Source organism: Actinosynnema sp. NPDC023587 (assembly GCF_040640215.1).
In the GTDB taxonomy this organism is placed as follows: domain Bacteria; phylum Actinomycetota; class Actinomycetes; order Mycobacteriales; family Pseudonocardiaceae; genus Actinosynnema.
Map to the genome: position 1 here is coordinate 592,332 of NZ_JBFABG010000001.1, position 22,117 is coordinate 614,448.

The following is a 22,117-nucleotide window of genomic DNA, read 5'->3' on the forward strand; positions in this document are numbered from 1 at the left end:
CAGCGACCCTAACCGGTCACCACAACCCTTCAGAGGTAACACAGGTCACGATCCGGCCACGTGAATGACCATTCTCGTACTTCTGGCGCACGTTCGCTGACCCAACGTGACGACATCCCGGCGGGCAAACGCTCTCCTACGCTGTACAACGGACAACAGAAAGCCGCACGCACGCGGAGGGGAGGTCGGGGATGGGCCCACAGGTCGAGTTCCGCGTCCTCGGGCCGTTGCAGGTGCTGGTCGACGGCGAACAGGTGGTCGTCCGCGCAGGTCGTCAGCGGTCTCTGCTGGTCTCGCTGCTCATGCGGGCCGGCTCCAGCGTCCCGGTCGACGAGCTCGCGGAGCACATCTGGGGCGCGGAACCGCCGGCCCGCGCGCGCGGCACGCTCCAGACCTACGTGATGAGACTTCGGCAGGTCCTCGGACCCGCCGTCCCGATCCGCACCGTCCCCGACGCGTACCTGATCGACGTCGACGAGCGGACCATCGACGTCGTCCGCTTCGAGCAGCTCGTCGAGGAGGGCGAGCAGGAGCGCGCGGCGGGCCGGCTGGAGTCGGCGTCCGCGATCTTCACCGCCGCCCTCGGCCTGTGGCGCGGCCCGGCGATGGTCGACGTGCCGTCCGAGGTGCTGCACCGCGACGAGGTGGCCCGGCTGGGCGAGCGCCGGCTGCACGCCGAGGAGCGCCGGGTCGAGGTCGACCTGGAGCTGGGCCGGCACGCCGAGCTGGTGCCCGAGCTGTACCGGCTGACCGGCGAGCACCCGCTCCGCGAGCGGCTGTGGTCGCAGCTCGTGGTGGCGCTGTACCGGTCCGGCCGGCAGGCCGACGCGCTCGGCGCGTACCGCAAGGTCAGCGGCCTGCTGGCGGAGGAGCTGGGCATCGACCCCGGCGACGAGCTGCGCCGGGTGCACCAGCAGGTGCTGGCCGGCGCGCCGGCGCTCGACCTCGGTGCCGCCGCGCCCGCGCGGCGCGACCGGGTGGTGCCCTCCCAGCTCCCCGCCGACATCGGCGACTTCGTCGGCCGCGAGCAGGCCGTGCAGTTGATCGAAGCCCTGCTGCGCACCGCGCAGGGCGTGCCCGTGGTGACGCTGGCCGGGCCGCCGGGCGTCGGCAAGACCGCGCTGGCCGTGCACGCGGCGCACCGGATGCGGCGGCACTTCCCGGACGGCCAGCTCTACGTGAACCTGCGCGGCTACGCCCAGGGCCCGCCGCTGAACGCGGTGGACGTGCTGCCGAGGTTCCTGCGCGCGCAGGGCGTGCCGCCCGAGTCCGTGCCGCTGGACCAGGACGAGCAAGAGGCCCTGTTCCGGTCCCGGCTCACCGACCAGCAGGTGCTGCTGGTGCTGGACAACGCGGCCAACGCCGAGCAGATCCGGCCGCTGCTGCCCGGCTCGCCGGGGTGCGCGGTGCTGGTGACCAGCCGGGACACCCTGCGCGGACTGGCGGTCAGCCACGCCGCGTCCAACGTGCGGCTCGACGTGCTCGACCGCGAGGAGACCCGGGCGCTGCTGGCCGGGATGCTCGGCGAGGAGGCGGTGGCCCGGCAGGCGGACGCGGCGGCGGAACTCGCCGAGCTGTGCGCGCACCTGCCGCTGGCGCTGCGGATCGCGGCGGCCAACCTGCTGTCCCGGCCGGAGACCACCATCGCGTCGTACGTGGAGGAGCTGCGCGCGGGCAACCGGCTCGCCGCGCTGGCCGTGGAGGGCGACGAGCGGGCCGCCGTGCACGCCGCGTTCGACCTGTCCTACACCGCGCTCAAACCCGAGCTGGCGACGCTGTTCCGGCTGCTGAGCCTGGCACCCGGCGACATCACGCCGGACGTGGCGGCGGCCCTGGGCGGGCTGACCACCCAGGACGCCCGGCGCAGGCTGGACCGGCTGGCCACGGCGAACCTGGTGGACAACCACGCGCCCGGCCGCTACCAGTTCCACGACCTGCTGCGGGACTACGCCGCCGAGCGGCTCGCGTTCGACGACGGGCCGGTGGAGGGCGACCTCGCGCACCGCCGGCTGCTGGACTGGTCGATCCGCTCGGTGGACAACGCGACCGAGGCGGTCAAGTCGAGCATGATGCGGCTGCCGCGCGAGTCGGCGGTCACCGGCGTGACCCCCCGACTGTTCTCCACCCCCGCCGAGGCGCTGGCGTGGCTGGACACCGAGCGGGCCAACCTGGTCGCCCTGGTGCTGCACGCGTCGAACCGGCGGCCGGACACCGACTGCTGGCAGCTCGCGGACGCCCTGCGCCGCTACTTCTACTCGCAGGGCCTGCCGGTCGAGTGGCTGGCGACGGCGAAGGCGGGGCTCGCCGTGGCGCAGGTGATCGGGGACCCGGTCGGCGAGGTCGCGATGCTGGCCTCGCTGGGCACCCTGTACTGGGTGATCGGCCAGCACCGGGTGGCCGTGGACTACTTCCGCCGCGCCATCCCGATCCAGCAGCGCACCGGGGCCGCCCCCGACGCCGAGGCCGGGGTGCTGATCAACCTGGGCGGGGTCTACATCGACCTGGGCGAGCTGGAGACGGCGGCGGACTGCCTGGAGCGGGCGCTGGTGATCACCCGCGAGATCGGGGCGCTCCAGCAGGAGGGCATCGCCCAGATCAACCTCGGCGGCGTCTACCTCCAGCTCGGCCAGCTCGACCGGGCGGTGTCGTCGTTCGAGCAGTCGCTGGACGTCGGCAACCGGCTCGGCGTGTGGATCACCCAGGCCGACAGCTACCGCTCGCTGGCCGAGGTGCACCTGTTCCAGGGCCGGCCGGAGCGCGCCGCCGAGCTCTACGAGCGGGCGGGCGACCTGTACGAGCGGGCCGGTGCCCGGGGCTTCGCGCACATCCCGCACGAGGGGCTGGCGCACACGTACGTGATGCGCGGCCGGTACGCGGACGCGATCTCCGAGGCGTCCCGGGCGCTGGCGATGGCGGAGGAGCTCGGCAACCTCAAGGGCGTGTGCGACGCCAAGAACGCGCTCGGCGAGGCCCTGCACGGCGTCGGGCGCACCGACGAGGCCGTGCAGCGGCACACCGAGGCGCTGCGGATCGCCGAGGAGACCGGGTACCCGTGGGGGCTCTGCGCGGCCCGGCAGGGCCTGGCCCACGCCCACCACGCGGCGGGCCGGCTGGACGAGGCGAAGTACTCGGCGAACCAGGCGCTGGACAGCGCCGTCCGGTACCGGCTGCGGCTGGCCGAGGTCGGCGGGCTGGCGCTGGTCGGCCGGGTCTGGCTGGAGCTCGGCGACGTGCCGCAGGCCGTGGACTACGCGAAGCGGTCGCTCGACCTGAGCCGCGGCACCGGGCAGCGGTTCGTGCAGGCGCGGGCCGAGCACCTGACCGGCGACGCGGCGGCGGCCACCGGCGACCGGGAGACCGCCCGCGCCCACTGGACCACCGCGCTGGAGCGGTTCACCGCCATCGGCTCGCCCGAGGCGGCCGTGGTCGGGGCGGTGCTGGACGGGCTCAGTCGACCGTGACCACCCGGTCGGCGCGGGCGCGGGTGCCGTCCACGGCGAACCAGCCCCGTTCGAAGGACTGCCAGCGGACCAGGTGGGCGCGGCTGCGCTCGCCGTCGCGGGCCACGGCCCGCTCCAGCCGGCCCGCCGGGTCGGGGTGCTCGACCCAGACGGCCTCGTCCAGCCGGTCCGCGATCGACCGGCGGGCCGCCGAGACCCCCTCCAGCACCAGCACCTCCGGCACGGCGAAGGTCACCTCGGCACCCGGCCGGGGCCACCCGTGCGACCAGTCCACCCGCCGGTAGCGCGCGGGCCGGCCCGCCCACAGCGGGTCGAGCACGCCGGAGACCAGGCGCGGCCACCACGACACCGGGTCGTCCCAGGTGGCGAAGTGGTCGGTCGGCACCAGCGCCGCGCCGAGCCGCCCGGCCAGCGCCGCCGCCCACGTCGACTTGCCCGACCCGGACGGCCCGTCGACCGCGATCAGCCTCACATGCTGCGCCGGCCGGACAGCGCCCGGCCGAGGGTGAGCTCGTCCGCGAACTCCAGGTCGCCGCCCATCGGCAGACCCGACGCGAGCCGCGTCACGGTCAGGCCGGGGAAGTCGCGCAGCATCCGGACCAGGTAGGTCGCGGTCGCCTCGCCCTCGGTGTTCGGGTCGGTGGCGATGATGATCTCGTCGACCTCGGTGCCGATCCGGGTCAGCAACTGCCGGATGCGGAGCTGGTCGGGGCCCACCCCGGACAACGGGTCCAGCGCGCCGCCCAGCACGTGGTAGCGGCCCTTGAACTCGCGGGTCCGCTCGACCGCCAGCACGTCCTTCGGCTCCTCGACCACACAGATCAGGGTCAGGTCGCGGCGCGGGTCGCGGCAGATGCGGCAGGTCGTCTCGGCCGAGACGTTGCCGCACACGTCGCAGAACACCACGCCGTCCTTCACCTTCTGCAAGACGTCCTGGAGCCGGCCGATGTCGGCCGGGTCCGCCGCGAGCAGGTGGAAGGCGATGCGCTGGGCGCTCTTGGGACCGACGCCCGGCAGCCTGCCGAGTTCGTCGATCAAGTCCTGGACGGGCCCCTCGTACATCAGCCGAACAGCCCGCCGAGGCCGCCCATGTCGTCCAGGCCGCCCATGCCGGACGCGAGCGGGCCCATCTTCTGCGAGGCGAGCTCCTGCGCGGCGCGGTTCGCGTCCCGCACGGCCGCGACGACCAGGTCGGACAGCGTCTCGACGTCGTCCGGGTCGACCGCCTTCGGGTCGATCTCCAGGCTCTTCAGCTCGCCGTTGCCGGACACCACGGCGGTCACCAGACCGCCGCCCGCGGTGCCGGAGACCTCGGCGTCGGCCAGCTCCTGCTGGGCGACCGCGAGTTGCTGCTGCATCTTCTGCGCCTGCTGGAGGATCTGTTGCATGTTCGGCCCACCGGGTTGCACCGCGGGTTCCTCTCCGTCGGGGGTAGGCCACCAGGGTAGCCGCGTGGATCAGCCCTTCAGCGGGCGCGCACCGAGCTGCTCGGCGAGCAGCTTCAGCACGACGGCCTCCGGGTCGAGCCGTTCGCCCGTGTCGTCGTCACCGGGCCGGGCGGCCTCGGCGAGCATCTCCTCCTCGTCCACCGGTTCCGGCGGAAGGGGCTCGTCCGGGTCCGGCGGCTCGGGCGGCAGCGGCACGTCGTCGGCCGGCGCGGCCCGGCCCGGCGCGGGCCGGGGGGGTTGTTCCGGCGCGCGGGCCTGGCTGGGCCGGGTCGGCGCGGGCCGCTGCGGGCGGGCCTGCTGGGGCGGGCGGGCGGACGCGGGGGCCGCGTCGCCGTGCACGCAGGAGACCTGCCAGGTGCCGCCGAAGGTCTGGCCGAGCGCGGACGCGATCGCGTCGACGTTGCGCTGCTCCGCGAGCCGGCGGGCCAGCGGGGCGGACTTGTGGCTGATCGTGACGGACGTGCCGACCACGTCGCCGATCGTGGCGCTGGTGAGCAGCGCCCCGGCACTCGGCCCGGCGATCCCCCGCACGATCCCGCACAGGTCGGGCCACCGCCGCCGGATCTCCCCCGCGTCCGTACCCGGCGCGCTCGCGGGGGCGGGTTCGGGCTCGGCGGACGCGGACTCGGCGGACGCGGGCTCGGCGGGTTCGACCTCGGCGGGCTCGGGGTCATGTTCGGGTTCGGCGGGCTCGGGCTCGTAGCCGGCCGGTTCGCTCGGAGGGGGCACGCTGTCGAGGGGCGAACTGCCGACGACCTCGACGGGCGCGGCCTGAGCCGGCGCGGGCCGGGCCGACGCAGGTTGTGCCGACGCGGGCTGGGTCGGCTCGGGTTGAACCGGTGCGGACTGGGTCTGCGCGGGTTCGTCGGCGGGGGCCGGGCGTCGGGAAGGCCGTTGGAAGGTCCGCCCGCTCTCCGGCGCACCACCCGCAGCGCCGACCGGCGCGGAGCCACCGTGCGCAGCACCACTCACAGCACCGCCGCCACTCCCCGCGCTGCCACCCACAGCCCCACCCACGGCACCACTCGCAGAACCGGCGGGTGCGGCATTCCCGGCCGGCGGGCCGTGCTTCTCCAACTGCTCGATCCGTTGCAGCAGCGCCGCTTCGGTGTCGCTCGCCGAGGGCAGCAGCATGCGGGCCGCGACCAGCTCCAGCAGCAGCCGGGCCGCGGTCGACCCGCGCATCTCGGTCAACCCCTGGTGCAGGACCTCGGCCCACCGGGTGACCGTCGCGGGCCGGGTCGCCTCGCGCTGCGCGACCATCTTGACCACCACGTCGTCCGGCGCGGACACCAGGCCGCGATCGGCGGCGTCCGGGACGGCGTGCAGCAGCACCAGGTCCCGCAGCCGGTCCAGCAGGTCCGAGGCGAACCGGCGCGGGTCGTGCCCGGCGTCGACCAGCCGGTCGATGGTGCCGAACACCGCCGACCCGTCGCGTGCCGACAGGCCGTCCACCACGTCGTCGATCAGCGCCACGTCGGTCACGCCGAGCAGCGAGATCGCCCGCTCGTACTTGACACCGTCCGCGCCCGCGCCCGACAGGAGCTGGTCCATCACCGACTGGGTGTCCCGCGCCGACCCGCCGCCCGCCCGGATGACCAGCGGGAACACCGACGGCTCCACGGCGACGCCCTCGGCGGCGCAGTTGCGCTCCAGCAGCGCGCGCATCGAGGACGGCGGGATCAGCCGGAACGGGTAGTGGTGCGTGCGCGACCGGATCGTCGGCAGCACCTTGTCCGGCTCGGTGGTCGCGAAGATGAAGATCAGGTGCTCCGGCGGCTCCTCCACGATCTTCAGCAGGGCGTTGAAGCCCTGCGTCGTGACCATGTGCGCCTCGTCGATGATGAACACCCGGTAGCGCGATTCCGCCGGCGCGTAGAACGCCTTGTCGCGCAGCTCGCGGGCGTCGTCCACGCCGCCGTGCGACGCGGCGTCGAGCTCCACCACGTCGACGCTGCCCACGCCGTTGGGCGCGAGGCCGACGCACGAGTTGCACTCGCCGCACGGATCGGGCGTGGGCCCGTTCACGCAGTTCAGCGAGCGCGCGAGAATCCGGGCGGAAGACGTCTTGCCACACCCGCGCGGCCCCGAGAACAGGTACGCGTGGTTGACCCGCCCCGCCCCGAGCGCCGTGCGCAGCGGGTCGGTGACGTGCTCCTGCCCGACCACCTCCGCGAAGGTGGCCGGCCGGTACTTGCGGTAGAGGGCGAGCGCCACAGCGCAGACCCTACCGAAGGGGTCCGACACAGAAAGGGGACCCCGTGCACCCACCAGAGCCCGCTTATCCTTGCTGCCTTCCGGCCCTGGGGAAGTTCGCGAGATGTGTGCCGCACGAGGTCCGCAGCAAGTCTAGCCGATGGCCGGCACCGGCCGGCACCGGCCGGCACAGACCCGACCCCACCGGGCGCGGTGGGGTGCGGACCAGGCACGACGTCCGGGAGGTTCCCGGCCGGCGCGGTCAGGTGCGCACGTCGTTCCACGCCTGGATCAGCTCGTCGATCGCGTTGACGTCCAGCGGCACCGGGTCGCGCGGGTCGCCCGTGCGCCAGTAGGTGATGAACCCGTCCTGGACGCCGTACACGAGCGCGGTCCGCTGTCGACTGTCCACTTCGGTCACCACGACGCAGCGGAGCTGGTCGGTGGTCGCACCGTCGCGGAGCATCCGGCGCAGGTCGTCCCACAGGGTCAGCAGCCGGTCGGACTCCTGCCGGGTGAACTCGACCGCCGTCAGCTCGCTCTCCTCCAGCCAGGCCCAGACGCCCCCGTCGGCCAGGGCCTTCAGCCACAGGTGCAGGCGCTCGCCGGACGCCGACGAGCACAGGTAGCACTCCGCGTCAACGGACGGCACTGATCCCTCCAGCCGTGGGTGCGGTGGTCAGGTCAGGTCCGGTGCCGGGCACCGAACCTGCGCGCGATCTCCGTCAACAGGTCCTCGTCGGACACGGTGGACAGGTCCCATGGTCGCGCCCGGCGGCCGGGCGCGCTCGGGTCGTCGGCGACGATCCCGACCAGCCGGAGGGCTTCCGCGACGTCCGCCCCCACGGCGCGCGCGACCCGCTCAACAGTGGTTTTGGTGGTGCCGACGGCGTAGTGGGCACCGTCGCGGACGGCGTAACCGCGCTCCAACTGCCGCACCTTCGCGTGACTGACTTCCGCCAGTCGGGCGACTTCCGCCACGGACAGCCCGGTCACCCGGCGCGCCTGCCGTAAGTACGGGCCCAGCGGCCAGTCCGGCAGTCGGTCCGGGCCGTCCTCCGGGTGGGTCATGACCCCCAGCCTTCCGCAAACAATCGCAAACCGGCAACCCGGCGTCGTGCGCCCCAAACTCGGACTTGCGCGGGCGCAACGTCGACCACCTGGGCAAACTCCGGCAAACGCCTTCCCTGTGTTTGTTAGTTTGTCTACAGTTTGCGTCATGACACGGTTACCGATAGATCGCGTCCGCCTGACCCACCTCCGGGTGGTGTCGCGCCGGACCCTGACCCAGTTGGCCGCCGAGGTCGGCTGCACGAAGGGTGCGCTGTCCGGCATCGAACGCGGGCACCGCGCGCCCAGCCCCGCCCTGCTCGGCAAACTCGCCGACGCCCTCCACGTCACCCCGGACGACCTGCTGCTCCGGGAGTGCCGGTGACCGGGGAGCACACCCGATGAACCGAGCCCAGGTAGCCGCGCTGCTGGCCGCCGCGGCGGCGCTCGACCCGGCGTTCCCGCCCCAGGACGACGCCGGGTTGGCGACGTGGGCCGCGCACCTGGCCGACGTGCCCGTGACCACGGCGATCGAAGCGCTGCGAACCCACTACCCGGACCGCGCCCGGCCGATCGTGCCCACCGATGTCGTCGCGTACTGGCAGTCGACCCTGGCGCACTCGCCCGGCCGGCGGTGCACCGTGCTGGTGCTGCCGAACGCCCGCCTGCCCGCCGACCCGCGCCACCGCGTCCAGGCGTTGACCGACCTGCGCGCCGCGACCGCGACCCTGGCCCGCGCCACCGGCGTCCCGCCGCTCGGCCCGTGCGCGCTGCGCCTGAGGTGGACCGTCCCCGACGGCCACCGCCGCGACCCCGACCACGTGACCGCGAGCGTGATGGCGTGCGCCGACGGCCTGGCCGACGCCGGCGTGCTCGAAGAGCTGGTGGACCACGGGGCCGAATTGGCGCGCGGCGACGCGCCGACCCTGGTCATCGAACTCCGGCCCGCACTGTGACCAGCCGTTTTGGTCGGGCCATCACCCGTTGGGTAGGCTCCTCCACGGAGGATTCGCATAGCGGCCTAGTGCGCACGACTGGAAATCGTGTTGGGTTAACCCCCTCACGGGTTCAAATCCCGTATCCTCCGCCACGACGAGGCCCCGCCCGGTACACCCGGACGGGGCCTCTCGCGTGTCTACCCGGCGCGTTCCCGCCGGTCACGGCCTCGGCAGGCGCTCCAGCAGGTCCTCCAGCAGGAAGACCAGCCGGTCGACCTGCGCGTGCCCCGTGCTCGGGCGCAGCTTCACGACCTGCGGGTCGTGGTCGCTGGCCTGGTCGGCGAACTCCGCGTTGACGTGCACCACGTCGTACCGGTAGCGGTTGATGTTGGCGCTGATCAGGATGTGGTCCAGGGTCTGCGAGTTGCCGTCGAACACGTAGCTGTAGCGCTCCGCCGGCGGCAATGTCGAGATCAGGTCGACGACCGAACCGCCGGCGGTGAGCGTGGCGATCACGGGCGAGAACTGGAAGTCGTTGATGTCACCCGCCAGGACGACGTTCGCGCCCCGGTCGACGGCCTTCACCTGGTCCACGAACCCGCGCAACGCCGTGGCCTGCGCCGCGCGCTGCACCTCCGACGACCGCACCGGCTCCTGGTAGCGGCCGTGCAACGACTGGTCGCCGCCCTTCGAGTTGAAGTGGTTCGCCACCACGAACACCGTGCGTCCCCGGAACGTGAACTGGCCCGCCAGCGGCTTGCGGCTGGCGTTCCACGCCGGGTTCGCGGGGTCGATGCGGCCCGGTGACGCGGACAGCGCCGCGCGGCCGTTCTGCTTCACCACCGACACCGGGGTCGTCGCGTCGCCGCCGGCGCGGTCCACGAAGGACACCCGCGCCGGGTTGAACAGGAACGCCACCCGGATGTTGCCGCCCGGCTCGCCGCCGTCCGCCTTGTTCGACGGGTCGATCTGCCGCCACTCGTAGCGCGGACCGCCCGCCGCGACGATCGCGTCCACGAACTTCGTGAACGTCGCGTCGGCCGCGACCGTGCCGTCGTCCGTCGCGCCGTTGTTGTCCTGGATCTCCTCCAGCACCACGACGTCCGGCGACGACAGGTTCTTCACCACGGCGGCGGCCAGGCGGTCGAACTTGGCCTGGTCGTTGGTCGCGGCGAGGTTCTCGACGTTGTACGTGGCGACGGACAGCTCGTAAGAGCGCGCCGCGTCGGTCTTCTCCGGCGTGATGCCGCCGGACGCGTAAGTGCCCACGGACTTCGTGGCCAGCGTGTAGCCGCCGAAGTTGGTGTACTCGACGTTGCCCACGGTCGCGCCGCGCCACACGTCACCCACGTTGCTGACCTGCGGGGCGGCGCTGCCCGCCTTGACCTTGATCCGGCCGCTGTTGGGCTGGTCGTAGCCGAGGTAGTTGGTGCCGCCGCGCGCGGTCGGGTTCTGGGTCGGCTTGGTGGTGATCCACGACTCGCCGAAGGAGTTCGTCGGGCCCACCACGCGCGCGTCGTCCACCTGGACGTACATGCCTTCGAGGGACTCGTAGTAGTCCTGGCCGTACGTCGCCGGGACGAGGTCGAGCGCCTCGATGCTGCCACCGCCCGCAGTCGGGAGGAAGCCGTCCGGCGGGGCCAGCACGACCGGCGCGGGCAGCGCGTTGCCCTGGGACAGCACGGTGACCGTCGCGTTGGTGATCTCGGTGAGCGTCAGGTTGGCGTTGCCCGCCGTGTCACCGCCCGGCCGGTACTCCGCGATCGTGCCGCCCACCAGGACGGAGTCGCCCGGGGTGACGGTCGGCGCGACGTCGGCGGTGTAGACGAAAACGCCCTCGCTGGTGCGCGGGTCGGCGTCCGGGGCGGTGTCCTGCACCCAGAAGCCCCGGTCACCGGTGGCGCGGGTGGCCGTGACGACGCCGGGGACGCCCGCGACCTTCGCGCCGGTCAGCGGCGAGACGCGGGTGGTGCCCTGGATGTCGCGAATCCGCTTGTCGCCCGGTTCCGGCTCCGGCTCCTCGTCGCCGGGGCCCTGGCCGCCGGCGTTGACCGGCGTGGGCGCGCCGACGGTGAAGTCGGCGGCGTTGTCGTCGGTGTCGGTCAGCGACGGACGCGCGGCGGACGTGGTGTTGGTCAGGTTGCCGGTGGGCGTGCCCTCGCGGACGACGGTCGCCGTGCCGTAGCCGACCAGGTCGCGCACGCGGGTGTCGGCGGCGCAGTCGGCGGCGGTCTTGCAGGTCAGCGCCGTGGAGGTGGCGACGAGCGCGACCGTGCCGCCGGTGGCGGACAGGGCGGTCGTGCCGGTGGCGTCGGGCGCGGGCAGCGCGACCGTGCCGCCGGCCCCCTTCGCCCCGGCCACCAGGTACCGCCCGCCGGGCCCGACCGCGCCGGTCAACGGCGTGACCTGCCACTGGCTGGCCGGACTGGCACCGGCCGGCAGGTACTGGACGCTCCAGCCGGCCAGCGAGACCGGCGCGGAACCCCGGTTGGCCAGCTCGACGAAGTCCTGGGTGAGCGTCGCGCCGGAGTTGCCCCCGCCGCCGTAGACCTCGGCGATCAGGGCGTCCGGACTGGGTGCGGCGGACGCGGGCGTGACCAGGGCGAGCGACACGGCCGAAGCGGCGGTGACCGCTAATCCGACGCGGAGCGGAGTGGGTCTCAACGGAGCCTCCGGAAGTGGGCGGGTCCGCGCATCCTCCCCGGAACGAGTGAACTCCGGAAGAAGCCGTCACTAACTGTTGCCCATGCGTACGAGTGTTTTCCGGGCTTCGGCGGCCCGGCGGACGAGCGTGACCGGCGGCGCTCCGGTCCGGGCGCGGAATCGAGGTCAACACCCGTTCGAGGCCGGCGGACCACGGTGGTCACCGAGTGTCGTGCCGCATCGGGCCGCCCGTCGCCGTGCGCCTAACTCGCCCGGGGGATTCCCACGATCACTCGAACGTGTGTTCGATATTAGGGTAGGGTTGAGCACGTGCCCGTCCGGTGGCCCTCCCAGCGCCGGCCGGCACAAGCGCGCACAACGGGGGCGCACACGCCTGACGAGGCGGGTCGCGCCCCCGATGCGCGACCACCATCGGACCACACCCGGTCAGCGCGGAGGCCCGGCACCCACACGGGTGCCGGGCCTCCGCTGCACGGACCTCGCCCGCCGACCTTCGCCCTGCCGGCAGACCTCCGCGCCGTTACCGGGCTGCGTCCCGCTAGCGGGGCTTCCGCAGCAGGAGCAGGTAGTAGCCCAGGTGGTCGCGGGTGTAGGAGCACATCAGCCGGATCACCGGCCGCATCCGCTCGAAGAACTCCGAGCCGTAGCGGTCGACGACGTCGTCCTGCCGCTGGGCGTAGAGGAGCTCCATCAGGTCCCCGGAGAAGGACAGGTTCTGCGTCTGGTTCTCGACGTCGACCACTTCGAGGCCGGCGGTGTCCGCCATCTCCAGGAGCTTCGCCGGGGTGGTCGGGAGCCCGCAGAGCCACGTCTCCCGGAACGCGGCCACCTGCTCGTCGGTCGGCGTCCCGCGCGCGGTGAAGTCGCTGACCAGGAAGTGGCCACCGGGCCGCAGGACCCGCGCGACCTCCCGGAAGGCTTGCTGCCGGTCGTCCAGGTGCGGGAACGCGTCGATCGACAGGGCGGCGTCGAAGGAGTCGTCCGCGAAGTCGAGGGCCAGGACGTTGCCGTGGCGGAAGGAGACGCGATCGGCGAGCCCCGCCGACCGGGCCGCCTCGCCGGCCCGGGTGACCTGGTCGCGGCTGACGGTGATCCCGGTGACCCGAGCCCCGCTGCGCCGGGCGATCCGGACGGCGGGCCGCCCGTTGCCGCACCCGATGTCCAGCAGGTGGTCGTCGGCGGTGAGGGCGAGCAGGTCGAGGTGGTGGTCGGTCTGCCGCTCCTGGGCGCGGTTGGCCAGGTCGGTGAGCGTGCTCGCGGGCTCGGTCTCCCCAGGCCGGGACCACAGGCCGATGTGCAGCCCGACGTCCCCGACGGTCAGGGCGTAGAGGTCGCCGAACTCGTCATACGCGGCCCCGACCTCGTCCGGACTGGGCGCGGCGTCGTGACCACCTGTTTCTGCCATCTCCGTGACCCCCTCGACACTCGCGATTACGTGACCTAAGTCACGCTACTTGGCTCAGAGGCGCACGGAACGCCGCCGACAAGGGGACTCATCTAGGCCAAGCGCGGAGAACCAACCGCGCGCAAGGGACTGCGACACCGCCCATGCGCCCACCCCAGGCGGCGCGCCCGAACAAGGACCGCTACAACGCTCGCTGAGTGCGTTCCCACCGAGACTGGCCGTCGCCGACCCCTTCCGACGGCCACGGCGCGACCGTGCGTTCAACCGCCCTCGGGGCACCCCCGTATCGCGCGTTTCGATGGAGACGCGGCGTGCGGTCGGTGGGACACTGGGGTTCATGAGCGAACAGCGGACGCTGACCGCAGCGGTGCACCAAGAAGAGGATTGGTACATCGCCCAGTGTCTTGAGGTCGACGTGGCAAGCCAGGGCCAGTCGATCCAGGAGGCGTTGGCCAACCTCCGCGAGGCTGTCGCGCTGTACCTGTCCGAGGTGCCCGAACCCGAGGTCACCGCCACCCCGCTGGTGACCTCGTTCCAGGTGCCCGGCACGGCCGCGTGAGCCCGGCTCTGTCCGACCTCCCCGTCAGGAAGGTCACCCGCGCACTGGAGTCGCTGGAGTTCGAGCACACCCGCACCAAAGGGAGCCACGCCGTCTACCGCCACCAGGACGGCCGCACGGTCATCGTGCCCCTGCACGGCACCGTCAAGCGCGGAACTCTCGCGTCGATCATCCGTCAGGCGGGGCTCACCCCTGCGGAGTTCCTCGCTCTCCTGTAGCCGCCGCCCCCATCCCTCCCCGGAATCGGTAACTGCGGTAACCGCACAGGTCACACACGACGAATCTTGGCATGGGTACTCCTTGACGGTGCACGGGCCGAACTACGGCAAGACGTTCACAGGAGGGAAGCGGCCACCGTGGCGACGCTAAAGGTTTGGTACGACCAACAGCCGGAGAACGACCTCGGCCCCGGCGACCCCGCCTTCATCGTCACCACCGAGGACGAACTCACCGCCTTGATCGACCGCGTGAATGCGACATCAGCCATCCAGCCGTGCCCGTCGCTGATCGAGGTGTCGATCACCGAAGACCCCTACGGCTTTCCCACCCTGAACGCCGGCATCGGCCATGACCGTGGCCACGTTCGACTCAGCGGACGAGATGAACTCCGGGCCACACGTGGGGACTCGACTGCGGCAGGGACGGGCGTCTACGACTTCCAAGGACACGAAACCCTGGTCCCCGTGAGCTACGAGGTACCGCCGGCCACGGTTCGCGGCGTCCTCGCAGCGTTCCTCGAACACGGCGGCAAGTGGTGCGGGAAGCGTCCGGCGACCCGTTCGCGGAATTCCGCGTAGTCGACGGCGGCCAGGATGAACTGATGCCGCCCGAGGTCGACTCGCAGGCTCAGTGCGAAATGCCCATCCAGATCGCCTGGTACACGCTTTCAGGAATTCCACGGTCGCGTCCACGATGGAGTACTAGCCCAGGAACAGGAAGAGGATGGCGACCCGTCGTGATTGGTACGACCTGCCCGAGGAGCTGCGGCAGGCCGTGGAGCACCGGACCGGGCAGGTGACGGCGACGACCTCACCGGAGGCCGGCCGGAACTCGGAACTGGCCGTGACCCTGTCGACGGCCTCGGGGCCGGTGTTCTGCAAGGGGATCACGACGGGCTCGCCCCTGGTGACCATGCACCGCAACGAACTCGCCGTAGGTCCCCACCTCCCCGCCGACCTCGCGCCGCGCCTGCTGTGGCACATCGACGCGGCGGGGTGGCTGCTCCTCGGGTTCGAGCACCTCGCCGGTCACCACGCCGATCTCTCCCCCGAATCCGACGACCTCCCCGCAGTCGCCGACGCGGTGGCCCGACTCCACCGCACCACCCCGCCACCGACCCCACGACGCCCGATGGCGAACCAGTGGGCGCACGGCCTCAGGACCGAACTCGCCTCGCCGCTCCCGGACGACGCCGACCCGTGGTCCGCGACCAATGCCGACCTCGTCTCCGACTGGGCCGCGAAAGCCCCCGACCACATGCACGGCGACCACCTGGTCCACTCCGACCTCAACCCGGCGAACTTCCTGATCACCGACACCGCGAAGGTCGTCGACTGGGCCTGGTGGCGGACCGGAGCCCCGTGGATCGACCCCGCGTTGCTCGTGATCCGGCTGATCGCCGCCGGACACCCGCCCGACGCGGCTGAACACTGGGCAGCCCGCCATTCGCCCGATTTCGCCGCGACACCATCCGACGCGCTCACCGCGTTCGCCGCGTCGACACTTCGCCTCTGGGAGCGCCGATTCGCGAACACGCCACCCACCGCAGCCGCACGCACGTGGACGCGGCACCGAATGAGCTCAGACGCCCGCTGAGAAGCAGGCCGAAAGCACGGGGGACGTGTGACCACCGGACCACCCGCGCCGCCCACCTGACGGGCCGACTGCCACCGGGGCGGCCACCGAACGTCAGAGCCCCGGTTGCCATGATCGGCAACCGGGGCTCTGAGCAGCGGTGGCGGTGGGATTTGAACCCACGGAGGCGTTAACCTCACACGCTTTCGAGGCGTGCTCCTTCGGCCGCTCGGACACGCCACCGCCGAGAACAATACAAGACCCCCGCACCCGATCTCCAGCGGGGTCAGCGCCACACCTTCATCACCTCGGCCAGGCGCACCCTGGCCCTCGCCAGCCGCCCCCGCACGGACTCCTCGGTGGCACCCACCACCACCGCCATCTCGGCGTACGACAGGCCGTCCACCTCGGCCAACAGCCACACCGCGCGCTGCGGCCCGGGGAGGTCGCGCAGGGCCGCCCTCAGCGCCGCCACGGCCGCCACGGTCTCCGCCACCGTCGACGGGTCGCGTGGTGCCTGGCCCAGGCCCACGGGGGTCGCGCCGCGATCCGGCAGTTCGCCGACCGGCTCCGTCCGTGAGCGCCTCAGCACCCCCAGGCACTGCCGGTACGCGACGCGGAACAGCCACGTCCGGACCGCAGCGGGCTCGGTGAGGGAGTCCAGTCGCCGCCACGCGGTGGCGAACACCTCCTGGGTGACGTCCTCCGCTTCGGCCCGGTCACCAAGGACCCGGTACGCCAGGCCGAACACCCGCTTCGAGTAGCGGCGCACCAGCACCTCGAACGCGGCCAAGTCACCCCGGGCGACGCCGCCTGCCAGTGCGGCGTCCGCGATCTCGACGGACACCCGTCCAATCGTGGCAGCGGGCGCACCCCCGCGCAGATCAGCGGGTTCCCCCACGCGGGGGAATTCCACGCCGATCCGATTCGACCGGCACGGGGGCTCGCATCACCCGAATCGGCGGGTGAGAGCCGCACACGCACCAGAACACAGGGTCGCCGCGACCCGAATCCCGATCAAGCGGCGACGTGCTCAACGCAAAACCGCTCAGCGCAAACCGCTCAGCGCACAACCACTCGGCGCGCCACCGTTCACGCACCGAGAAGCCGGGCCGGCACCCTCGTGGCACCGGCCCGGACCTCTGCCTACCTGTTGAACTTGTCCTTCGCGTCCTGCACGGAGCCGGCTGCCTTGTCCCGCAGGTCGTGGCCGGTTTCCTTGACCTCGCCCACGGTCTGGTCCTTCTTGCCGGAGGCCTCAAGGTCTTCGTTGTCGGTCTTCTGGCCGAGCTTCTCCTTGGCCTCGCCGATCAACTGCTCGGCCTTGTCCTTGGCCTGGTCGAAAACGCCCATGGCGGCTTTCCCCTTCCCGACAAGTGTCCTTCCACCCGTGGGGTGCCTCCTCCGAACGGCCCATAACGCATATGTGATGGGCGTCACAGGTCCGCGAAGAAGGATTCCACCAGTTCCGCGCACTCCTCGGCCAGCACTCCCCCGACCACTTCGGGCCGGTGGTTGAGCCTGCGGTCGCGCACGACGTCCCACAGCGAGCCGACCGCGCCGGTCTTGGGCTCCCACGCCCCGAACACCACCCGGTCGACCCTGGCCAGCACCAGCGCGCCGGCGCACATCGTGCACGGCTCGACGGTCACCGCGAGGGTGCACCCGGCCAGTCGCCACCCGTCGCCGAGCACGGCCGCCGCCGCGCGGAGGGCCAGCACCTCGGCGTGCGCGGTCGGGTCCCCGGTCGCTTCCCGGGCGTTGCACGCCCGCGCCAGCTCGACCCCGTCCGGACCGACCACGACCGCGCCGATCGGCACGTCCCCGGTCAGCGGCGCGCGCCGGGCGACCTCGATGGCCGTCCGGACCAGCTCCCGGTCCCGGCCCGCCGCACCGGTCACGCCTGGATGGTGTCCAGCAGCTTGGTGAACTCGTCGCCGAAGCCGCACCGCTGGGCGATCATCTGGAGCTGCTCGTCCGGGTACAGGTCGACCTCGTCCACGATCACCTGCAACTCGTGCTGCGGCATCCCCAGATCGGTGAGGACGGCCAGGTCACCCTCGGGCCACAGCTCCTCGTCCTCCTCGTCGGGTGGGTCGACCCGCAGGAGGTCCAGCACGTCGGCCGCGATGTCGTAGTCCAGCGCCGCCGCCGCGTCGGACAGCAGCAGCGACACCCCGCCGGGCACCGGGCGCAGGACGATGAAGAACTCGTCGTCTACCGCGAGCAGTCCGAAGACGGCACCGGTGGAGCGGAGTTGGCGCAGTTCCGTGATCGCCGCGTCGAGCTCGGACAGCGCCGAGCCGTCCATCCTGCTGCACCGCCAGCGGCCGTCTTCCCGAACCACCGCGACGGCGAAGCCGTTCACCGGCTCCTGGTGTGCCATGTGCACACCGTAGGGCCACCGCACCGCACCCGGTAGCACGGGGGCCTCGGCCGGAGGCAGCAGGGGCTTTCCGGTGCCACTATCGAGGGATGAGCACAACGCTGCCGAACGCACGGACGAGCGCACCCGAGCCCCGGTTCACCGGGCTGGTGGAGGCGGCTCGTGCGCTACAGCCCCGGACGGTCGCCTTGCGACGGCAGGTGCACCGCAACCCCGAGCAGGGGCTGGACCTGCCCGCCACGCAGGCGGCGATCCAGCACTCGTTGGCGGGTCTGCCGCTGGAGATCACCACGGGCAAGTCCAGCACGTCCCTGGTGGCGGTCCTGCGCGGCGCGCGGCCGGGACCGACCGTCCTGCTGCGGGGCGACATGGACGCGCTGCCGCTCCAGGAGGAGACCGGCCTGGCGTACGCGTCGGAGGTCGCGGGCTCGATGCACGCGTGCGGGCACGACACCCACGTGGCGATGCTGGCGTCGGCCGCCCGGCTGCTGTCCTCCCGGCGCGACGCGCTGACCGGCCAGGTCGTGTTCATGTTCCAGCCGGGCGAGGAGGGGATGCACGGCGCGAAGCACATGCTCGACGAGGGCCTGCTCGACGTCGCCGGCACCCCCGTCGAGAAGGCGTTCGCCCTGCACATCACCTCGACGCTGCAATCGGGCGTCGTGGTCTCCCGCCCCGGACCCACCATGGCCTCGGCGGACACCTTCCACGTCACGATCACCGGGCGCGGCGGGCACGGCGCGATGCCGCACGACGCGACCGACCCGATCCCGCCGGCCGCCGCGCTGGTCGGCGCGCTCCAGACGATGGTCGCCCGCCGGGTCAACGTGCACCGGCCGGCCGTGGTGTCGGTGACCAACATCAAGGCGGGCACCACCACCAACATCATCCCGGAGACCGCCCTGGTCGAGGGCACGATCCGGACGTTGAGCGAGGACACCAGGGCGCTGGTGCACCAGGAGCTCCAGCAGGTCTGCGAGCACGTCGCCGCCGCGCACGGCTGCACGGCCCGGGTGCGGGTCATCGCCGGCTACCCGGTGACGGTGAACGACGACGAGGTCGGCCCGCACGTCCTGGACGTCACCGCCGCCGCCCTGGGCAGCCGCTGGGCCGCCCCGATGGACGACCCGCTGATGGGCGCGGAGGACTTCTCCTACGTGCTGCAACGCGTCCCGGGCGCGATGTCGTTCCTCGGCGCGTGCCCGCGCGGCGTGGACCTGGCCCAGGCCGAGCCCAACCACTCCAACCGGGTGCTGTTCGACGAGGCCGCGATGGAGCACGGCGTGGTCGTGCACACCGCGTTCGCGCTCGACGCCCTGCGCTGACCCGCGCGGACCGGGGCGCGGGACCGGGCGAACCGCCCGCCCGGGACGGGGTCGCGCCCCGGTTCCGGGCGGCCCGGCGGCGAGCGTGGCCGTGCGGGGGTGCCGCTTCCGGCAGGATGTCCCCGTGCGTGACGTGTGCGTGGTCGGACTCGGGTTGATCGGTGGTTCGGTGCTGCGCGCGGCAGCGGCGGCCGGGCGGGCGGTGTGGGGCGCGACGGCGTCCGAGCAGGACGCGGAGGCCGCGCGGGCCGACGGGTACGCCGTGACCGGCCTCGCCGAGGCGCTGGAGCGGGCCCGGGAGCGGGACGCCCTGGTCGTGGTGGCCGTGCCGCTGCCCAACGTGGAGGACGTGCTCCGCGCGCTGCCCGCCGGCGTGCGGCTGACCGACGTGGTCAGCGTGAAGGGCCCGGTGCGGGACCTGGTGGCACGGGTCGCGCCGGACGCCCGGTACGTCGGCGGCCACCCGATGGCGGGCACGTCGGCGTCCGGCTGGGCGGCCGGGCGGTCCGACCTGTTCCGCGACGCCGCCTGGGTGGTGTCGGCCGAGGACGGGACCGACGTGGACGTGCTCACCGACGTGATCGGGCTCGCGCTGGCCGCCGGGGCGCACGTCGTCCCCGCCACGGCCGACGAGCACGACGCCGCCGTGGCCCGGATCTCGCACCTGCCGCACCTGCTGGCCGCCGTGCTGGCCAGCGTCGGCGCGGACGGCGGGCCGCTCGCGCTGGCCCTGGCCGCCGGGTCGTTCGGCGACGGCACGCGGGTCGCGGGCAGCCGGCCCGAGCTGGTCCGGGCGATGTGCGAGGGCAACCGCTCGGCGCTGCTGGGCGCGGTGGACGACGCGCTCGGCCGGCTCGGCGCGGCTCGCGGGTCGCTGGCGTCCACCGGCGGGCTGGCCAAGACCCTCGACGCCGGCCACGAGGCCCGGCTGGCGCTGGTCGAGCGGCAGGAGGCCGGCGGCACGAGCCTGACCGTCGACCTCACGTCCCCGGAGGCGTTGGCGGCGCTGCGGGCCCTCGGCTCGCGCGGCGGGCGCGTCGTCGGGCTGGACGGCAGCACCGCGCTCGCGCGGACCACCTAGGGTCGACGGGTGAAGCTCGGCAAGCTCGCCGCCTGGGTCGGCGGCCTCGCGGTGATCGGCGGCGCGGTGGTGGCGCTGCGCCACGAGTCCGCGCCGGCCGTGCCGCCGGAGTTCACCCGGTACCTGGACCAGCGGGTCGAGTACGTCGCCGACAGCGCGCCGGTGCGCGAACCGAGCGACCTGCACCTCACCGCCCTGGACCGGACGAGCCTGCGGGTGGACTGGACGGCCACCGGCGGTGTCGCGTACGGCGGGTTCGAGGTGCGGTGGTCGGACCGGGTGCGGCTGGTGCAGTCGACCGAGACCGAGCTGACCGGTCTGGACGCCGACACCGACGTCGAGGTCGAGGTGCGGGCGGTCGACGGGCTGGGCCGGCGGTCGTCGCCCGCCTCGGCCAGTGCGGTGCCCCGGCTGCTGCACGACGAGTCGTGGGACGACCACCTCGTGCCGCCGCTCGACGTGCTCGACGGCCCGATCGCGCTCAACCCGCTCCGCTGGCGGGTGTTCGACGGCGGCAACGCCGACTGCCTGGGCCTGCGCGCGCTCAACGGCCGACGCCTCGAAGTCGGCTGCGACGCCCTGGACCTCCAGTCCAACGTGCCGCTGCGGCTGGGCGCGCCGCAGCCGGACGGCGCGGTCGGCCGGGTCGTGTTCACCACGGACGGCCCGAACTTCGCGCGGTCCGGCGACGCCGAGATGGTGCTCGCGCTGCTGCCCGACCCGTTCCACGACATCGGGCGGCTGAGCCGGCCGCACCCGCCGGGCGCGCTGGCCCTGCGGATCACCTCCTACGGGGCGAGCTTCGAGGTCGGTCCCGGCATCCCGACCACCTCCCGGGTGGTGCCGATCGGCGGCACGTCGCGGCTGCCCGCACCGGGCGTGCGGCACCGCTGGGAGCTGCGGGTCCTGCCGGACGCCGTGGTGGCGCTGCGGGACGGCGAAGCGCTGGCCGCCGCGTCGGTGGCGGTGCCGTGGGCGGTCGCCCGGCCGCGCCTGGCGTTCCGCAACGCCCGGCACACCCAGCTCGACGTGTTCGGCGTCGGCGGCGCGCCGGAGGGCCCGGTGCCGTCGTCGGTGGTGCCGCTGGGGCTCGGCGCGGTGCGGGCCGAGGCGGTCGCCCTCGGCACGGTGCCCGCGCCCCGGCTGGCGGGCGGCACGTCGGCCCGGGTGACCGCGTCGGTGATCGCGGTCAGCGGGGACGTGCGGGACGTGCCGATCACCGTCGAGTTCGGCGGGCGGTCCGCGCCGGCGGCGTTCATGGCCTCCGGCGGGTCGGACAAGTCCGCCGTGCTCTACGCGGACTTCCCGCTCACCGAACCGGCGGGCGACACCGAGGTCCGGTTGCGCGGCGCGCAGAAGTTCCTGGTCAACGACTCGCACGTGGTGGTGGCCGACGGGCCCGACGCGCCGCGCCCGCTGCCCCGCCTCACCGATCGCGGGCTGCCGGACGTGCGGGCGGCCCCGGCGACCGTGGTCGTCGTGCACGACACCGGGCCCACCGGCGTGTTCCCGCGCGGCGGCCGGGCCAGGCTGGTGGTCGAGCTGCTCGCCGAACCCGTCCGCGAGCTCGCCGCGATCAAGGGCGTCGAGGTCGACCTGGACGGCGAGCGGATCGTCACCCTGCCGACCGGCGGCTCGGTCGGCGGGCGGCACGAGTTCCTGCTGGACCTCGCGGACCTGCCGAGCGGCGCGCACCGGGTGGCGGTGCGGGTGCTCCCGGTGGACGACCGGGGCGGGGTGCGGGCCGCGGACCAGTCCTTCGAGATCGGCGCGGGCTAGGTCTCGGGTGCGCAACACCTGGTGACCCCGA

22 protein-coding genes, 2 tRNA genes and 1 other RNA gene are annotated in these 22,117 nt (G+C 73.3%); 11 read left to right on the top strand and 14 right to left on the bottom strand.

Annotated elements, in window-relative coordinates; genetic code table 11:
* The first annotated feature begins 191 nt into the window (after positions 1-191).
* Positions 192-3,461: a BTAD domain-containing putative transcriptional regulator gene (locus AB0G01_RS02980; RefSeq protein WP_360939031.1), complete on the top strand. Its 3,270-nt coding sequence runs from the start codon at positions 192-194 to the stop codon at positions 3,459-3,461.
* On the opposite strand, the gene AB0G01_RS02985 is transcribed toward AB0G01_RS02980, so the two are convergent.
* The 7 genes from AB0G01_RS02985 to AB0G01_RS03015 all read right to left on the bottom strand — a co-directional run bounded on the left by AB0G01_RS02985 (position 3,448) and on the right by AB0G01_RS03015 (position 8,176).
* Positions 3,448-3,933 carry a hypothetical protein gene (locus AB0G01_RS02985; RefSeq protein ID WP_360939033.1) on the bottom strand — a complete coding sequence of 162 codons (486 nt, stop codon included), beginning with the start codon at positions 3,931-3,933 and terminating at the stop codon, positions 3,448-3,450. The genes AB0G01_RS02980 and AB0G01_RS02985 overlap by 14 nt on opposite strands.
* Positions 3,930-4,523 carry a recombination mediator RecR gene (gene recR / locus AB0G01_RS02990; protein ID WP_360939035.1) on the bottom strand — a complete coding sequence of 198 codons (594 nt, stop codon included), beginning with the start codon at positions 4,521-4,523 and terminating at the stop codon, positions 3,930-3,932. The genes AB0G01_RS02985 and recR overlap by 4 nt, the downstream gene beginning before the upstream one ends.
* Complete coding sequence (locus AB0G01_RS02995) at positions 4,523-4,849, bottom strand: YbaB/EbfC family nucleoid-associated protein (RefSeq protein ID WP_360939037.1); 327 nt, start codon at positions 4,847-4,849, stop codon at positions 4,523-4,525. The genes recR and AB0G01_RS02995 overlap by 1 nt, the downstream gene beginning before the upstream one ends.
* Positions 4,850-4,918: 69 nt before the next feature.
* Positions 4,919-7,126, bottom strand: coding sequence for a DNA polymerase III subunit gamma and tau (locus AB0G01_RS03000; protein ID WP_360939039.1), 2,208 nt, complete (start codon positions 7,124-7,126; stop codon positions 4,919-4,921).
* Between the two features lie 31 nt (positions 7,127-7,157).
* Positions 7,158-7,252, bottom strand: an RNA gene (ffs, locus tag AB0G01_RS03005) — signal recognition particle sRNA small type.
* 115 nt (positions 7,253-7,367) lie between these two features.
* Positions 7,368-7,757 (bottom strand): hypothetical protein, encoded by a 390-nt coding sequence (locus AB0G01_RS03010; RefSeq protein WP_360939041.1) that lies wholly within the window; start codon positions 7,755-7,757, stop codon positions 7,368-7,370.
* A 32-nt stretch (positions 7,758-7,789) separates the two neighbouring features.
* Positions 7,790-8,176, bottom strand: coding sequence for a helix-turn-helix transcriptional regulator (locus AB0G01_RS03015; protein ID WP_360939043.1), 387 nt, complete (start codon positions 8,174-8,176; stop codon positions 7,790-7,792).
* Between the two features lie 148 nt (positions 8,177-8,324).
* Between AB0G01_RS03015 and AB0G01_RS03020 the strand changes: the two genes are divergently transcribed.
* From AB0G01_RS03020 to AB0G01_RS03030, 3 genes are all read left to right on the top strand, one after another.
* Entirely contained in the window at positions 8,325-8,540 is a 216-nt protein-coding gene (locus AB0G01_RS03020) for a helix-turn-helix transcriptional regulator (RefSeq protein WP_360939045.1), read from the top strand.
* Between the two features lie 16 nt (positions 8,541-8,556).
* On the top strand, positions 8,557-9,111 hold the full coding sequence (locus AB0G01_RS03025; protein ID WP_360939047.1) for a hypothetical protein: 555 nt from the start codon (positions 8,557-8,559) through the stop codon (positions 9,109-9,111).
* A gap of 46 nt (positions 9,112-9,157) precedes the next feature.
* Positions 9,158-9,245: transfer RNA gene (locus AB0G01_RS03030), tRNA-Ser, on the top strand.
* Between the two features lie 67 nt (positions 9,246-9,312).
* Here the strand turns inward: AB0G01_RS03030 and AB0G01_RS03035 are convergent.
* Both AB0G01_RS03035 and AB0G01_RS03040 read right to left on the bottom strand, forming a co-directional pair.
* Positions 9,313-11,706 carry an endonuclease/exonuclease/phosphatase family protein gene (locus tag AB0G01_RS03035; protein ID WP_360939049.1) on the bottom strand — a complete coding sequence of 798 codons (2,394 nt, stop codon included), beginning with the start codon at positions 11,704-11,706 and terminating at the stop codon, positions 9,313-9,315.
* A 589-nt stretch (positions 11,707-12,295) separates the two neighbouring features.
* Positions 12,296-13,162, bottom strand: coding sequence for a methyltransferase domain-containing protein (locus AB0G01_RS03040; protein ID WP_360939051.1), 867 nt, complete (start codon positions 13,160-13,162; stop codon positions 12,296-12,298).
* Positions 13,163-13,499: 337 nt separating this feature from the next.
* On the opposite strand from AB0G01_RS03040, the gene AB0G01_RS03045 reads away from it, so the two are divergent.
* The 4 genes from AB0G01_RS03045 (at position 13,500) to AB0G01_RS03060 (ending at position 15,536) form a co-directional block, all read left to right on the top strand.
* Complete coding sequence (locus AB0G01_RS03045; RefSeq protein ID WP_360939053.1) at positions 13,500-13,721, top strand: type II toxin-antitoxin system HicB family antitoxin; 222 nt, start codon at positions 13,500-13,502, stop codon at positions 13,719-13,721.
* Entirely contained in the window at positions 13,718-13,939 is a 222-nt protein-coding gene (locus AB0G01_RS03050; RefSeq protein ID WP_360939055.1) for a type II toxin-antitoxin system HicA family toxin, read from the top strand. The genes AB0G01_RS03045 and AB0G01_RS03050 overlap by 4 nt, the downstream gene beginning before the upstream one ends.
* A 138-nt stretch (positions 13,940-14,077) precedes the next feature.
* On the top strand, positions 14,078-14,518 hold the full coding sequence (locus AB0G01_RS03055) for an Imm1 family immunity protein (RefSeq protein WP_360939057.1): 441 nt from the start codon (positions 14,078-14,080) through the stop codon (positions 14,516-14,518).
* Positions 14,519-14,663: 145 nt separating this feature from the next.
* Positions 14,664-15,536 (top strand): hypothetical protein, encoded by an 873-nt coding sequence (locus tag AB0G01_RS03060; protein ID WP_360939059.1) that lies wholly within the window; start codon positions 14,664-14,666, stop codon positions 15,534-15,536.
* A gap of 137 nt (positions 15,537-15,673) precedes the next feature.
* On the opposite strand, the gene AB0G01_RS03065 is transcribed toward AB0G01_RS03060, so the two are convergent.
* The 5 genes from AB0G01_RS03065 to AB0G01_RS03085 form a co-directional block, all read right to left on the bottom strand.
* A tRNA-Ser gene (locus AB0G01_RS03065) sits at positions 15,674-15,758 on the bottom strand.
* Positions 15,759-15,801: 43 nt separating this feature from the next.
* Positions 15,802-16,362 (bottom strand): RNA polymerase sigma factor, encoded by a 561-nt coding sequence (locus AB0G01_RS03070; RefSeq protein WP_360939061.1) that lies wholly within the window; start codon positions 16,360-16,362, stop codon positions 15,802-15,804.
* A 299-nt stretch (positions 16,363-16,661) separates the two neighbouring features.
* Complete coding sequence (locus AB0G01_RS03075; RefSeq protein WP_360939063.1) at positions 16,662-16,868, bottom strand: CsbD family protein; 207 nt, start codon at positions 16,866-16,868, stop codon at positions 16,662-16,664.
* An 83-nt stretch (positions 16,869-16,951) separates the two neighbouring features.
* Positions 16,952-17,416, bottom strand: a complete 465-nt coding sequence (locus AB0G01_RS03080) for a nucleoside deaminase (protein WP_360939065.1) — start codon at positions 17,414-17,416, stop codon at positions 16,952-16,954.
* Positions 17,413-17,901, bottom strand: coding sequence for a tRNA adenosine deaminase-associated protein (locus AB0G01_RS03085; protein ID WP_360939067.1), 489 nt, complete (start codon positions 17,899-17,901; stop codon positions 17,413-17,415). The genes AB0G01_RS03080 and AB0G01_RS03085 overlap by 4 nt, the downstream gene beginning before the upstream one ends.
* Positions 17,902-17,990: 89 nt before the next feature.
* Here AB0G01_RS03085 and AB0G01_RS03090 point away from each other — a divergent pair, with 89 nt between their 5' ends.
* The 3 genes from AB0G01_RS03090 (at position 17,991) to AB0G01_RS03100 (ending at position 22,086) form a co-directional block, all read left to right on the top strand.
* A complete protein-coding gene (locus AB0G01_RS03090; protein ID WP_360939069.1) occupies positions 17,991-19,226 on the top strand; it encodes a M20 family metallopeptidase in 1,236 nt (411 codons plus the stop codon).
* Positions 19,227-19,350: 124 nt separating this feature from the next.
* Entirely contained in the window at positions 19,351-20,307 is a 957-nt protein-coding gene (locus AB0G01_RS03095; RefSeq protein WP_360939071.1) for a prephenate dehydrogenase, read from the top strand.
* Between the two features lie 9 nt (positions 20,308-20,316).
* Entirely contained in the window at positions 20,317-22,086 is a 1,770-nt protein-coding gene (locus AB0G01_RS03100; RefSeq protein ID WP_360939073.1) for a fibronectin type III domain-containing protein, read from the top strand.
* Positions 22,087-22,117: the final 31 nt, after the last annotated feature.